The sequence below is a fragment of the Paenibacillus sp. J22P143 genome (assembly GCF_059692035.1).
The window spans coordinates 39,339-53,375 of the sequence record NZ_JCAUAQ010000003.1 but is presented as its reverse complement, the minus strand read 5'-3'; the positions used below and the strand labels follow the sequence as shown (position 1 = coordinate 53,375).

Annotated in this window: 9 protein-coding genes and 1 pseudogene; 8 read left to right on the top strand and 2 right to left on the bottom strand. The window is 43.3% G+C overall.

The genetic code is table 11. The features are described 5' to 3' along the window. Window positions 1-444: 444 nt before the first annotated feature. Window positions 445-1,156: pseudogene (locus AC58PQ_RS07535) on the bottom strand (IS3 family transposase); the annotation flags it as partial. A gap of 433 nt (window positions 1,157-1,589) precedes the next feature. Between AC58PQ_RS07535 and AC58PQ_RS07530 the strand changes: the two are divergent. The 3 genes from AC58PQ_RS07530 to AC58PQ_RS07520 all read left to right on the top strand — a co-directional run bounded on the left by AC58PQ_RS07530 (window position 1,590) and on the right by AC58PQ_RS07520 (window position 7,394). Then, window positions 1,590-2,078 (top strand): methyl-accepting chemotaxis protein, encoded by a 489-nt coding sequence (locus AC58PQ_RS07530; protein WP_497241349.1) that lies wholly within the window; start codon window positions 1,590-1,592, stop codon window positions 2,076-2,078. Window positions 2,079-2,570: 492 nt separating this feature from the next. Continuing rightward, a complete protein-coding gene (locus AC58PQ_RS07525) occupies window positions 2,571-3,035 on the top strand; it encodes a carbohydrate-binding domain-containing protein (RefSeq protein WP_497241637.1) in 465 nt (154 codons plus the stop codon). A 210-nt stretch (window positions 3,036-3,245) separates the two neighbouring features. Continuing rightward, complete coding sequence (locus AC58PQ_RS07520) at window positions 3,246-7,394, top strand: discoidin domain-containing protein (protein ID WP_497241348.1); 4,149 nt, start codon at window positions 3,246-3,248, stop codon at window positions 7,392-7,394. Window positions 7,395-7,970: 576 nt separating this feature from the next. On the opposite strand, the gene AC58PQ_RS07515 is transcribed toward AC58PQ_RS07520, so the two are convergent. Next, window positions 7,971-8,507 (bottom strand): helix-turn-helix transcriptional regulator, encoded by a 537-nt coding sequence (locus AC58PQ_RS07515; protein ID WP_497241347.1) that lies wholly within the window; start codon window positions 8,505-8,507, stop codon window positions 7,971-7,973. A gap of 159 nt (window positions 8,508-8,666) precedes the next feature. Between AC58PQ_RS07515 and AC58PQ_RS07510 the strand changes: the two genes are divergently transcribed. From AC58PQ_RS07510 to AC58PQ_RS07490, 5 genes are all read left to right on the top strand, one after another. Continuing rightward, a complete protein-coding gene (locus AC58PQ_RS07510) occupies window positions 8,667-10,697 on the top strand; it encodes a beta-galactosidase (RefSeq protein WP_497241346.1) in 2,031 nt (676 codons plus the stop codon). Between the two features lie 220 nt (window positions 10,698-10,917). Then, a complete protein-coding gene (locus tag AC58PQ_RS07505; protein ID WP_497241345.1) occupies window positions 10,918-11,076 on the top strand; it encodes a hypothetical protein in 159 nt (52 codons plus the stop codon). A gap of 6 nt (window positions 11,077-11,082) precedes the next feature. After that, window positions 11,083-11,316 carry a hypothetical protein gene (locus AC58PQ_RS07500; RefSeq protein WP_497241344.1) on the top strand — a complete coding sequence of 78 codons (234 nt, stop codon included), beginning with the start codon at window positions 11,083-11,085 and terminating at the stop codon, window positions 11,314-11,316. An 84-nt stretch (window positions 11,317-11,400) separates the two neighbouring features. Then, window positions 11,401-11,715: a hypothetical protein gene (locus tag AC58PQ_RS07495; protein ID WP_497241343.1), complete on the top strand. Its 315-nt coding sequence runs from the start codon at window positions 11,401-11,403 to the stop codon at window positions 11,713-11,715. 95 nt (window positions 11,716-11,810) lie between these two features. Then, window positions 11,811-14,009 carry an AraC family transcriptional regulator gene (locus AC58PQ_RS07490; RefSeq protein ID WP_497241342.1) on the top strand — a complete coding sequence of 733 codons (2,199 nt, stop codon included), beginning with the start codon at window positions 11,811-11,813 and terminating at the stop codon, window positions 14,007-14,009. Window positions 14,010-14,037 lie beyond the last annotated feature (28 nt).

Here is a 14,037-nt window from a genome sequence, read left to right as displayed (position 1 = left end):
GACATCATTCAAAGCCAGTGAAGCATGAATAAATTTCCATTAATGTTCGCATTTTCCTCAAATACTATATGCGAATTATCGTTTAAATGTTCTGAGGGCTATTGTCACTATAGGATAGGGATGCTCATTAATCAGGGTGTCCTAAAAATTCACCGCTTGAATGTTACGGTGAACCATACCATAAGTGAAGACGAAAAATGTTCTTGGGGGATGTGACCTAACAATAAATAAACATTAAATAAAAACCGCTAAGTTTTATCCGACCAACGAGCCATCATGGTCTTCGGTTCTTAATGCAACCCGGAATATGGGGCAGACCATTCTGCTCGGTCAGATGACACCTAAGCAAGCGCTTGATAAGTTGCAGCAAATCGCTATAAATAAAAGCCGCTGAAAATGATCTGGACCCTTTGTCAAGGACACTTAAAAAGAGAGACCTTAAATTTAAGAAGCAGATAAGAGATGATTCCTGTGTACTCTACAGGAGTCATTTTTTTTAATCCCCACTGATACCTATGGTTATTGTAGTAACGGATGTAACGGTCAATTTCTCCTTGTAGTTCAGAAAGAGAAGAACATTTACGGTTATCTACATGATCTTTCATATGGCCGAAAAAGGACTCTTGCGGAGCATTGTCCCAGCAGTTGCCACGTCTAGACATGGACTGACCAAATCCCTTCTGCTTGAGTAGTTCTTGGTATTTTGGACTGGGTAATGACTTCCTTGATCCGAATGGATGAATGCATCCTTGTGGAGCTTGAGGCGCTTTTGTTTCATGAGTCCGTTAATCGTATCCGTGACGATGGGAAGTGTGAGCTCAGTGGAGACGTTATGGGAGAGGATTTCACCTGTAGATGCATCTAATATGGTGGACAAATAGGCCGTCTCTGTACGACCGTAAGGCAGGTAAGTGATGTCGGTAAGCAAGGCTAGACCAGGCGTGTTTTTTCTGAAATCCCTTTGCAGACGGTTAGGAAGTGTTCGATGCTCTTTTGTTGCTTTTGCCAAACATTTGTAGGGGTTAGGTTTTCTATGTGGACATACAAGGTTAAATTTCTTCATTAACCGCCGAATTTTCTTTAAGTTGTAACAGACATTGAACTTGTTCTCCAGGGTCGGTAGCGTGTTATACGCCCCAGACCTTGATTCGCGGTATTCTTAATTAATTCAAATAACTTATCCTTACGATGAACAACCGTTTAAATTTTCACTAAATCTCTTTTTGCTCATAAAATCCCCTCCGCTGCTTACTCTAGTATACAAAAAGGTACCCATAGCCTAAACACCTTTTTTCAAAGTGTCCAGTCTATGGGTACCAGTGTAAAAGTCAGTACTATTTTAATACATTTACAGGACGAAATTCAATGGTGAAATCTATTGCTTAACTCTATGATCAAGGTGTAGGAAGACGGCAGGCGAAATTTCCAACTACTCGAAGCATGCGTCGACAGCGGCGAAGGAAATTGCTGTCGCGACGACCGATATTTCCGATGGTGCTGCGGGTCTTGCCACTCAAGCTGAACACGGTAACGAATTAACGATACATATTGGGCACCAAATTGCGACTGTTGTACGGGCCAATGAGGAAATGGGGGCTTCCGCTGAAGAAGTACAGCATTCTAGCCGATCAGGTATTCAATATATGGAAGAGCTTATTGCTAAAACGAGTGTGACCGAAGCCATGACGCAAACGATGGTCAGTAAGGTAGATAAGTTGAATGACAGCACGCATTCTATACGCATGGTGCTTTGTATTTTGAGTAAAATGACGAAGCAATCGAATATTCTTTCACTAAATGCGAGCATTGAAGCGGCGCGGGCTGGATCAGCAGGAAAGGGCTTCATGGTCGTCGCGGATGAAATTCGCAAGCTGGCGGATCAGTCTAAGCAATCTATTGATTTTGTTGGGCAAATCACGGAAACGATTCAAAAGGAAATTGAAGATACGGTTTCTGTTATGTCCGAGGCATATCCAATTTTTCAAGAACAAATTCATTCGGTCAAAGAAGCAGATCTTCTTTTCAAACAGGTGCAGGAACGAATGGGCAGCTTCATCTCGCAATTAGGTGCCTGTTAGTCAGACTGTTTTGAGGTTGGAAGAGTCACAGATCATACTCAGTGACACGATGATGAATGTTAACGCCGTTTCTCAGCAGTCGCTGGCATCCTCGGAACAGGTAGCCGCATTAAGCTCAGAGCAATTACGGATTAGCGATGGTCTGGTAGCTGGTAGGTCTATCCTCTAAGTTAGAGGAGCTTTCCAAAGCACTTCAAACCTCCTTGTCCAATTTTAAAGTCTAAGCGGACATGGGAGATGACTTTGTGGAAGCGTTCTATTGAAGGAATGTTTCTTGGGGGAGGGAGGGGAGATTCTAAATATGTTAAGCATATTCATAACTAGGACAAGAAGTCATAGAAAGTACCTCCGGTTCAATTGTTCCGCAACAAATTGACGATATTCATCGAGTGATAGAGCTAGTGCGGAATCTTTGATTCCAAGAGTCTTAAGATTTTGAAGGGGGGTGAGCTTAGACGAGACATGGAATTTCATAGTTCTTGGACAGAGTGAATTTTAGGCCAATCCATTTCATTTGAAGCGAATGCAATCGGTGACAAGTTGGAGTTTTCCGTCGTTGCACCCATTCCTGGGAATTACAACTTGAAGGTACGGCACAAAACAGGTACTTCTCGCAGCAAGTATCAACTGTCCATAAACGGAGTAAATTTTGGTGGGGTTCAAGACATTTATACCACAAGCTTTCAATATCTAGATTTCGACCTTGGTACCGTGTCATTCAGCACGCCAGGTACGAAAAAAGTCTCATTTACGATCGTGGTGGCCAAAAGCTGCCCACAGCAGCGGACGGTGCTTCGGTCTGAATGCCGACGGCGAATGGCCGACCCAACGCCGCTGCCTAGAGAAATGGCTGGCAGAATGGAAGCCCGCATTAGCGATGGTCTGTTAGTTCTATCCTCTAAAATAGAGGAGCTTACCAAAGTACTTCAAATCTCCTTGTCCAATTTTAAAGTCTAAGCGGAAATAAAAATAAGAGAGACCTTTTTGGAAGCGCTCCATTGAAGGAACGGTTCTTGGGGGAGGGACCCCAGCGATAGCACCCGGATACAAGCCAGTGATCGTGATGCGCTCATTGCAACATCGGATGAAACGAACTTAAGGTTGTATGTTTTCTATGTTTAAATTACCTTGTATTTGACAAGGTAGATGAAAGGTGGAGTATTGTAAATGTTCAAGAAAACAATTGTTGTAATGATAGCCTTACTATTTACATTAGGCGGCTTAATTCCATATGGTAAGTTAGAGTTTGGAAGCAAGGTTTACGCTGCAAATGCTGCGCCAAATGTGATTCCAAGCCTTAGAGAGTGGACAGGCGGCACAGGTAACTTTACATTGACTACGAATTCAAGAGTAGTCGTTGACAGTGTATATGCTTCACAGCTTTCGAGTGCTGCAGCATCGTTTAAAGATGATTTGAAACAGATTACTGGCAAAGACCTGCAAATTTCCAATTCTGCAAGCGCTTCATCTGGAGATATTTTTCTGTCCATGAACAGTACAGATACGAGCTTAGGAAATGAAGGTTATCTATTTCAAGTCGGAGATGTTGTATCGATTAACGCAAATACTCTGAACGGAGTCATCTATGGCACGAAGACGGCCCTCCAGATTCTTGCACAAGACCCTCTAAAGTCAAACATACCAAAAGGGAATGCAAAGGATTATCCTCGCTATGCGGAACGGGGATTTATGGTTGATATCGGAAGGAAATTTTATCCGATACAATATCTGAAAGATTATATTAAAATCATGTCCTATTTTAAATTGAACGATTTTCATTTACATTTAAGCGACTATAACGGGTTCCGGATAGAAAGCACGACCTACCCCGGAATTGAATCCAAAGACGGTTATTATACAAAGGCTGAAATCAGAGATTTGCAGGATTTGGCTAAACAATATGCCATTACGATTACGCCTGAAATCGATTCGCCAGGGCATGCAACGCCTATTGTTAGCTACAAACCAAGTATTGGAGTAGCTGGAGATTCTACCCAAATAAATTTAAGCAATTCGGAAACCCTTCCATTTATTTATGGTTTACTTGATGAGTATGCGCAATTATTTGACGCTCCTGACTTTCATATAGGTGCGGACGAATATAGCGGGTCATCGGATCCCAATGCTCTTGTCTCTTATGTGAATAGTTTGAATGCTCACTTGAAATCCAAAGGGAAAAATACACGAGTATGGAATGGCATGAGCACAAGCAGCAGTGTAAGACCAGATAAAAGTGTGATTATGGACACATGGAGTGGCGATTCAGCCTACTATGCGAATAACGGATACAAGATCATAAATGCGGCAAGAGATTATTTATACATTACACCAACCTATACCAATGATGACCCAACGCAACCACTTACAATCTATGATAATCCTAAAAGGGTATACGAAACGTGGAATGCAGGAATGACTAGAACATACCTTACGCCAATCTCACCGGACAATCCGAACTTGCTCGGTTCCAAACTACATGTTTGGAATGACGGTAATTCGAAAGGATGGAGCTTGTTTGAAATGGATAACTCTTGGGTTGAACCCTATCTAAGAGTGACGTCAGAAAAACTTTGGGGAGGCCCCCTCTCTGCAACGTATGAAGATTTCCAAGTTCGCTCGGAACAAATAGGCGTTCCTCCTGGTCTGTCTGAAGTTGGCGGATTGAATATACCTGCCTTAGGCAACCTTGCACAAGGTAAACCAATGGTTGCTTCTTCGTCACTAAATTCATCCTCAACTCCAGAAAAGGCTGTAGATACTAGCTCTTTAACGGGATGGATCAGCGGGGCAAACAATTCAGAATGGATTTATGTTGATTTAGGCGCAAATTTCAATGTTAATCGAGTCGCATTAAATTGGGATAATACGTATTATGGAAAATCATATCAAATTCAAGTGTCCACCGATGCAACGAATTGGACCACTGTATTCACAGAAGCATCAGGGAGAGGACGCGTTAGGGACATCAAATTTACTCCTACTTCTGCAAGATATGTAAGAATGCTAGGGGTGACCCCAGGAGTTAATAATAGCTATGGACTTAAAGATTTTGCCGTCTATAAGTTTGATCTATTTGCAGGTTATACGAAAATACCACAGTCACGAATGACAGCAACGGCGACAAGCGAAGAAACCGGTAAAGATATTGCCTCCAATGCGATTGATGGAAACCCGCAGACGCTTTGGCATACAAAGTGGAATAAATCTGACGTTCTCCCCCAATCGATTACCTTAAACCTTGGAAGAACCTACAAGATCAATACAGTCGCGTATTTACCAAGGCAATCAGGAACCGGAATTATTACAGGCTATAACGTATATGTAAGTACGGATGGGGTATCCTTTACTAAGGTTACAAGTGGATATTGGGAAAGCAACAGTGCGGAAAAATTCGCGACATTTACTGCGACCAATGCATCCTATGTCAAGCTCGAAGCAACAGCAGGCGTTAGCGGATTTGCATCGGCTGCGGAGATTAATGTACTTGCGGAATTGCCACCATCGAATCTCACGAGCATCACAGCGCCGGCAGCCATTACAGGAGTGACCATCGGAACGGCCAAGACAGCAGCAGCTCTTGGATTGCCTGTAAATGCAGTGCTTGTAACCGATTCAGGAAATATGGATGCCAGTGTGAGTTGGGATTTAAGCAACATTAACTACGATCCAACGATTAAGACGGCGCAAATCTTCACGGTACCAGGAACGGTAACCCTGCCTAGTGGAGTCGCAAACCCGAACAACGTGCCATTGACAACAAGTGTTAGCGTAACTGTTAATAAGATCCCTTCATCCCAAATGACGGCAACGGCGACAAGCGAAGAAGCTGGTAAAGATATTGCCTCCAATGCGATTGACGGAAACCCGGGAACGGTTTGGCATACAAAATGGAATAAATCCGATGTTCTCCCCCAATCGATTACCCTAAACTTGGGAGGAACTTATAACATCAATTCTATTTTGTATTTGCCAAGGCCATCAGGCACCAACGGAATTATTACAAGTTACAACGTATATGCAAGTACGGACGGTGTATCCTTTACTAAGGTTGCAAATGGAAATTGGGCAAACGACAATACAAAGAAAATCGCAACGTTTGCTTCGACAAATGCATCCTATGTCAAGCTCGAAGCAACAGCGGGTGCTAACGGATTTGCATCGGCCGCGGAGATCAGTGTAACTGCGGAACCATCGGTAGTGCCGAATCTCATGAGCATCACAGCGCCTACAGCCATTACAGGAGTGGTGAGTGGTACCGCGAAGACAGCGGCGGCCCTAGGATTACCTGCAACCGCCCAAATGGTAACCGATAAAGGAAGCATGAATGCCAATGTGACATGGAATGTAGACGGTTCAAGCTATGATCCGACTGTACGTACGCAGCAGACATTCACCGTAAGTGGAACTGTAACGCTGCCTGCAGGCGTGGTAAATCCGAACAACGTAGCTTTGACAACAAGCATCAGCGTGACTGTGCTGGCGGCACCAGCAACACCAAAGGCTACATTGACAGGTGTACAGCAGGTGGAATCTGGCCAAACCTTGACTCTGAAGATGGGACTGGCCGATGTTACACAAAGCGTATATCAGCAAGTGTACGCCCAGGAATTCACACTACGGTATGACCCTGCAAGTGTGCAATTCGATTCGGTGACATCCTTGAAAGAAGGATTCCAAGTTTTCGATCCTAAAGAAACGGCTCCAGGACAACTCCGTTTTGTGGCTGCAAGCGCGGGCGTGAACGTACCTGCCCAAGGCGATTTGTTCGCAATTAAATTTACGGCCAAATCTGTAAATCAGGCAACCAATACGACAATTTCTGTTGACCAGGTTAAGATTGCCAATGCAGAGGGGAATTTACTGCAGGTTGGCGGTGCTTCACGTGAGATCCAAATCACTGTACCTGCTATACCTGTAGACAAGTCGCTCTTGAACGTGGCAATTGCAAGTGCGCAGGCGAAGTACAATGCAGCAGAGGAAGGCGGCGGAGACGGACAGTATGTAAGTGGCTCCAAAGCGCTATTGCAGTCGGCTATCGATGCAGCCAATGCGGCAGCAAACAACTCGAATGCGACTCAGCAGCAGGTGGATAGCGCGAAAACCGCATTGGAAGCGGCGATTCAAGTGTTCACAAGCAAGAAAATAACCGCGGATATCAATGGAGGCGGTGTCTCAGTTGGTGACTTGGGTGTGGTTGCAGCTGCTTTCGGCAAACAACCAGGCCAAGCGGGCTGGAATGAGAAAGCGGATGTCAACCATGACGGCCGTGTAGACATTACAGACCTTGCCATTGTAGCTAGAGCGATCTTGCAATAAACAACTTTAATTGAAGGTAAGAAGAATCTCATAGTCGCTATACAGTACCTAGACGATAAGTGCTGTATAGCGACTGTTTTTGTTTCTCATCAATTTATTTCTTTATGTAATTGTTACTGGTTCCTGTAATCTTCGCACTTTGTAGCGATTCTAATAGTATGTTACTTAAGAGATACACTTTTTTCTCGAACGCAGGAAGGTGCCGTACTGTGCGTATGTCATTGCTTCCTTTCAGAATGACATATTCATCCGATTGGCAAATTGGGCAGCATTGCTTTAGAGCTACTGGCACTGCTTCTATGTAAATCTCATCTTCACCGATCGGCATAATATGGAGAACATGTAGCTCTGGTATGTTGAGCATTTCATTGAGATACTGTAATGGCATCTGTCTATTCCTTTTTGTTGTTTGGTAGGACTTACAACAATACAGGATTGGCAGATGTTTTTCCATTTTCAACCGTAGTTTATATCGTCAAGAACTGATTTCTGTTTTGAGCCTAAATTAACTATGAACGAAAATCAGACCTACACCGTTTAAAGGTTGTAAGTCTGATTTTTCTTATATTAAAGGGTCTAATTCAGCTCTCTAAATCGCTCCGGCGTAAACCCGATTTGCTTTCGAAAGCTGGCAATAAAGTGGCTCGTGTCTCGAAAACCTACTCGCGCCGCAATCTCTTTAATGGCTTGATGTCTATTTCTCAGCAGCATCTCTTTGGATTTGCGCAAGCGCATCATGATGAGGTAAGCATAAGGTGATAGGCCAAAGGCATGCTGAAATAACGTATTGAGATGCCTTGGTGTGACTTCAAGGATTGCTGCCATTTGTTCGATCCCGGTATCCGGGTTCGGATAGTGAGCTTCTAGCCAGTCCGTAATGGGCTGTAAGTGAAGCATTTGACTCGTAATTGAGGTGCGGTTGTTAATTTGAGCGTGTTTTTTTATCTGAATCAAGAAATGATACAAGTCAGCAGATGCATCATAGCCAGAATAATCGCTTAGTGTCTCCAACCTTTTTAAAATATGTGTGAGTGCTAGGTTTAATTGCGCCTCTTCCTCCCAACGGAAAACGGCGGACTCGAAAATCTCTAATGTACTTAATATGGTGTGCACATAATTGCCCCCAAACGTGACATATTGTGTGCACCAAGTATCGGTAATCATCCTGTTCTATTTTCTTATATAGGGGTGAAAATATATTATATTTTAACATGATTATGAATCAAATATAATGTATTTATTCTTATATTAAAAAATATAGAGGTGTACATCATGATTAATACGAAGCTGCCTAAGATTTGGTACGGTGGAGATTATAACCCAGAGCAATGGGATAAAAAAGTGATGGATGAGGATTTACGGATGTTTAAGCTTGCCGGTATTGATGTGGCGACAATTAATGTATTCTCCTGGGCGCTCTCACAACCGAATGAAGATACGTACGATTTTACGTGGCTGGATGAGACCATCGACCGTCTCTGGGCTAATGGAACTTATGTGTGTTTAGCGACAAGTACGGGCGCACACCCGGCCTGGATGGCACGGAAATATCCGGATGTTCTGCGAGTGGATTTTGAAGGTCGTAAGCGTAAATTTGGCATGAGACATAATTCTTGTCCCAGCAGTCCAACATTTCGCACGTATTCGGAGCGTATGGCAGATAAATTAGCCCAGCGCTATAAAGATCATGAAGCCATTCTGATCTGGCACGTTTCCAATGAATACGGCGGGTATTGTTACTGTGATAATTGTGCGGACGGCTTCCGTACTTGGCTGCAAGAGCGATATACAACATTAGATCAGTTAAACAAAGCTTGGTATACAGGCTTCTGGGGTCATACCTTCTACGATTGGGATGACATCGTTCCGCCTAATGCACTTTCTGAGGAAACGGCCGGCGATCGTTCACGCTTTCAATCGATTTCCTTAGATTACCGCCGGTTTATGTCCGATAGTTTACTAGACTGCTACAAATTGGAGTATAACGCGATCAGACGGCATTCCCCTCAACTGCCAATTACGACGAATTTAATGGGACTGTACAAAGAATTAGATTATTTCAAATGGGCTCCCTATTTGGATGTGATCTCGTGGGATAATTATCCTTCCTTGGATACGCCAGTGAGCTTGACCTCTATGACGCATGATCTCATGCGCGGGTTGAAGGACGGTCAGCCGTTCATGTTGATGGAACAAACACCAAGTCAGCAGAACTGGCAGAAGTATAACTCGTTGAAACGTCCGGGTGTCATGAAGCTTTGGAGCTATCAAGCGGTTGCTCATGGCGCCGATACGATTCTGTTCTTCCAGCTTCGCCGATCGGCAGGCGCTTGTGAGAAATTTCATGGGGCTGTCATTGAGCATGTCGGTCATGAGCATACGCGGGTATTCCGCGAGTGCGCGGAATTAGGCCATGAGCTGGGGCGATTATCCGATAAAGTGCTCGACGCTAGAGTGAAAGCACGTGTCGGCATTGTGTTCGATTGGGAAAATCGCTGGGCGGTTGGACTCTCGAGCGGACCGACTATTGCGCTTGATTATGTAGATGAAGTTCATAAATATTATGACGCCTTATTCCAGCAAAATATCCAAGCTGATATGATCGGTACGGATACGGATCTCTCTGGCTATGATATCGTCATTGCACCGGTTCTATATATGGTGAAAGAGGGATATGCCAAACGCGTGGAAGACTTCGTTCGTGCCGGGGGAACCTTTCTTACGACTTTCTTCAGCGGCATCGTGGGCGAGGATGACCGCGTAACCCTTGGCGGTTATCCAGGTGAATTACGTAGTGTTCTCGGTATTTGGGCGGAAGAAATCGATGCGCTCTTTCCCGATCAGAGCAATGAAATTCAATTGAATGAGCAATGGGGCGGGCTTGAGGGCAACTACCAATGTGGCATTCTGTGTGATTTAATCCATGCAGAGGGCGCAGAAGTGAAAGCTGTCTATGGCAAGGATTTCTATCAAGGTATGCCTGCGCTTACGGTTAATACATACGGGGCGGGTCAAGCTTGGTATGTAGCCACAAGTCCAGAACCGTCATTTTTACAAGGATTGCTTGGTAATTTGTGCCGAGACAAAGGGATTACTGCGCCCATCCCGTATGTGCCTGGTGTTGAGGTTTCGACTAGGACCAATGAAAATAACGAGTCATTCTTCTTCTTTATTTTAAATCACAATGATCAAGCAACTTCTATTTCATTAGGGGACTTGAAGGGAACGGATTTATTATCAGGGAAAAGAGTGGAATATGAAGTTACACTTTCACCTAAAGATGTGATTATTATTGAGAAGTAACTAATATTAATATAGTTAAAATGACCCCTAGTAAAGGGGTTGTTGTGGTGTAATATGAGAAGGGGCTGTTCTACAAAGGTTTAAAGACCTTTTGTGAAACAGCCTTTTTCGTATTTAATTCCCCGGGTAATAATGAATGGTTTGAAAAGAGGAATAAATGTTGTAAACGAACATTGTCTGTCATAAGATAACATTAAAATACGTGAGGTGAATCCATAAGATGTCATTAAAACCTAGACTTAACCGGATGTTCAGCAAGCAATTGAAACGATTGTGGAGGCAGGCTTTTGGCATTCCAACGATTTGGACCCTACGAAACCGATTAATTGGAAAAGGCAAATTGCCACGAATGGCGAATATGGATGTATGGGAGATTTAGGCATGCATGTCCTGCATCTGCCAATGCGTTTTGGCTGGAAGCATTTTCGAATTCGGCTTCTCCGATTCGATTCTCCAAATGTGGGCAGCCTTCTGCGATGAACTAGTTCACAATAAGGCTGTTCAGCAGCCTTTTCACTGCGCTACCCCTGAGGAAGCAGGATATAGCCATATCATCTTTACCGCGGCATTGGCATCGCATCGAACAGGTCAAACGATACCCATTGACTGGAGGAACTAAACTTGCCCAAGCAGAGTCAAGCGGAAGTGATTGTAGCCAGACATATTTGTTTGGATTCACCGCCTCGGCAGCAAAGTTAGTCTAATGGGCAAAGTGGGTAATGATTTATTTGGCGAAGTCATATTATCTATTCTTGGCGAGCACAATCCAGCCTTAGCCAAGGGCATGATCATAGTTCCAGGTGAGCAGTATACCATTGCGCCTGGCATTAAACATTGGTTTCAAGCAGGGGATCAAGGCACGGTTGTTTCTGAATTTTCCAGCACCAGTCGCGTTGAATTTGATATATTCACCGACCCGCGTATTGAGTGGATCGGGAATGATAGTACACTGCTCGAACGGTCCGGTGTCTTTATTGAAGAGAAAATGAGGATTGGCAAACTAGCCGCGCAGACCTGATCAGGGGTTAGAGGCAGCTTTCAACGAAGAAGCTGTGAACATAATGACAAGTATCTGATGAGATAGAAAATTATTCGGATGTCAGGCGGGGTGTCATGGTCATTCAAACTAGGTTTCCTGTCAAAACAATGTTTGCCAAGTTTTTCTTCGCGTATCTTCTTTTGTTAACGCTTGCCATTGCAGGGATCTCAATTTGGTTGTTTCACATTTTTTCAAATAGTGCTATTCGCCAAATCAATGAACTCTCAGAACGGACACTGATGCAAGGCCAGAATTCTACCGAGTATCTGATGAACCAAGCGATGCAAGTATCCGCACAACTATCCTTCGATTATCCGATCATTCAACAAATGAATACGGCTGAGAGTGATCCCATTGTAGAAAATAATTCATTGAAAAAGCTGAACGACATCATCTTCATCAATGAAAGTATTTATTCGATCGGTATCTACAATGGGAATACTGCTTCATTTTTGACAAGCGACTACCCGAATATCGATAACGAAGCGATCGAGATGTTGAATCATTCTGACCCCACATCGATAATCCGCCTTATCCCGCGGAAATTAAAGCTGATTTCTAACAAGAATCATGAAGAAAATGTGTATTCCATTTTTTATTACAACAGAGACAGAACAACCCATGCCGTTCTCAATGCGCTAATTGTAAATGTGAAGGAAGAAGCTGTTCGTAAAGGCATTAACCCGGATGAAAGGCTAGATCAAGGTAACATTCTAATTGTAGATTCAGAAGGCAAGGTTATTTCGGATTCGACTGGCGACGAATTTTTGAAGGACTACGCCACAATAGGCTCAATCCGAAAGATGCTGGCCGAGTCAGCTACTAGCAGTTTCGTTGACACTAGCTTTAATGGTGAGAAAATGTTGGTAACACATAGTTTCTCTACGAAATTAGGGTGGCATTTTCTTCATGTTGTTCCGTATCAAACAGCTGTCATCAGTATCAGCAAACTTAGAAACACAGTGATCTGGATAAGTTTGATACTATTTGCTTTTAGCGGGATAGCCGCCTTGTTTGTGAGCGGAAAGCTTTCATCACCGTTACGCGGACTTGTTGAAACCTTGGAGCTAATGAAAGAGAAATCAAAGAACAATCTGAAGGTCGATTATTTAAAAGAGATCCTACACGGCGTGAAAGTGCCGCAACCTTCCAGTGAACTCGAATTTTCATTGCGTGTTGATTTATATGAGGGTACGAGCATCCTGATCCTTCGAATTGATGAGCTTTGTGATGCAATTACTTTAGAAGTAGAAGAGCATTCGGAAGATAGTCAGAAACAAATGAGGCAAAGCTTATTGAATTTGGTATACGAGCTTTTGCACCCGTACTATGCCTATGAATCCCTTGAAATCAATAAAGATGTTGTTCTGCTGATTAATAATGACAACGCTTTCAATGATAAACAGCTTCTAGCGGGTATATTGTCTAGGCTGCAAGAACAGTTCAAGCAATCTATGGACACTACCGTCACAGCAGTATGGGGGACATTCGTGAATGATGCAACGAATTATCACGCCTCCTTTCAAGAAGCGTTAGAAGTAGCTGAGTATCGCATTGTGTACGGCTTAGGCAGCATGCTAACGTATGAAACCGTCTTTGCCAATTTGAAGCATGAGTTTGATTATCCGCATCAGCATTTAAAAACGCTTTTGGAAGCAATCAAACTAGGTAAAGAGGAGCATATCTGGGGAGCACTGGATGATATTTTTAATGCTTTAAAAGAATGTCAATTCGAATTGATTAAGCTATCGGTCAATCATCTATTGCTGACGGTGTTTATAACGACGGAGCTTTCGATCCATGATGTAAAAGATGACCTGCTAACGAACTTTAACAATGCAGTTAGTAAACTGAGGAAATTAGAGACGTTAGAGCAGATGAAGCTTTGGTTTGCACCCTATATTCTTCATGAGATGCAACGAATTAAGGAAAAAAGAAAGCACCTCAATTCTGACCTCCTAGAGCGAATTCGTGGTTTTGTTGAAGGCTGCTACGCCAATACGGAGTTGTCCGTTGAGATGGTTGCGAATCATTTTGACTATAATCCGATGTATTTCGGGCGTCTCTTTAAGGAGCTATTTAACCAATCCTTCTCCGAATACATCACCGAAATGAGATTAAATAAGTCGAAGACCTATTTGGAACAAGATCAAATCGCCATCAAAGAAGTGGGCATGAAAGTTGGCTTTAATAACCCTTCCTATTTCGTCACGTTATTCAAAAAGCATACGGGAATGTCCCCGACTGAATATCGAAATAAACATAAAATCTGAAAGCTATATATGTTTTTGCAACCCTGGT

What these genes read in the sequence shown, in the direction of transcription:
- AC58PQ_RS07530 (WP_497241349.1), top strand. Translation starts at nt 1,590, where the DNA reads ATGGGGGCTTCCGCTGAAGAAGTACAGCATTCTAGCCGATCAGGTATT.
- AC58PQ_RS07495 (WP_497241343.1), top strand. Translation starts at nt 11,401, where the DNA reads ATGGGCAAAGTGGGTAATGATTTATTTGGCGAAGTCATATTATCTATT.
- AC58PQ_RS07520 (WP_497241348.1), top strand. Translation starts at nt 3,246, where the DNA reads ATGTTCAAGAAAACAATTGTTGTAATGATAGCCTTACTATTTACATTA.
- AC58PQ_RS07510 (WP_497241346.1), top strand. Translation starts at nt 8,667, where the DNA reads ATGATTAATACGAAGCTGCCTAAGATTTGGTACGGTGGAGATTATAAC.
- AC58PQ_RS07490 (WP_497241342.1), top strand. Translation starts at nt 11,811, where the DNA reads ATGGTCATTCAAACTAGGTTTCCTGTCAAAACAATGTTTGCCAAGTTT.
- AC58PQ_RS07505 (WP_497241345.1), top strand. Translation starts at nt 10,918, where the DNA reads ATGTCATTAAAACCTAGACTTAACCGGATGTTCAGCAAGCAATTGAAA.
- AC58PQ_RS07500 (WP_497241344.1), top strand. Translation starts at nt 11,083, where the DNA reads ATGTCCTGCATCTGCCAATGCGTTTTGGCTGGAAGCATTTTCGAATTC.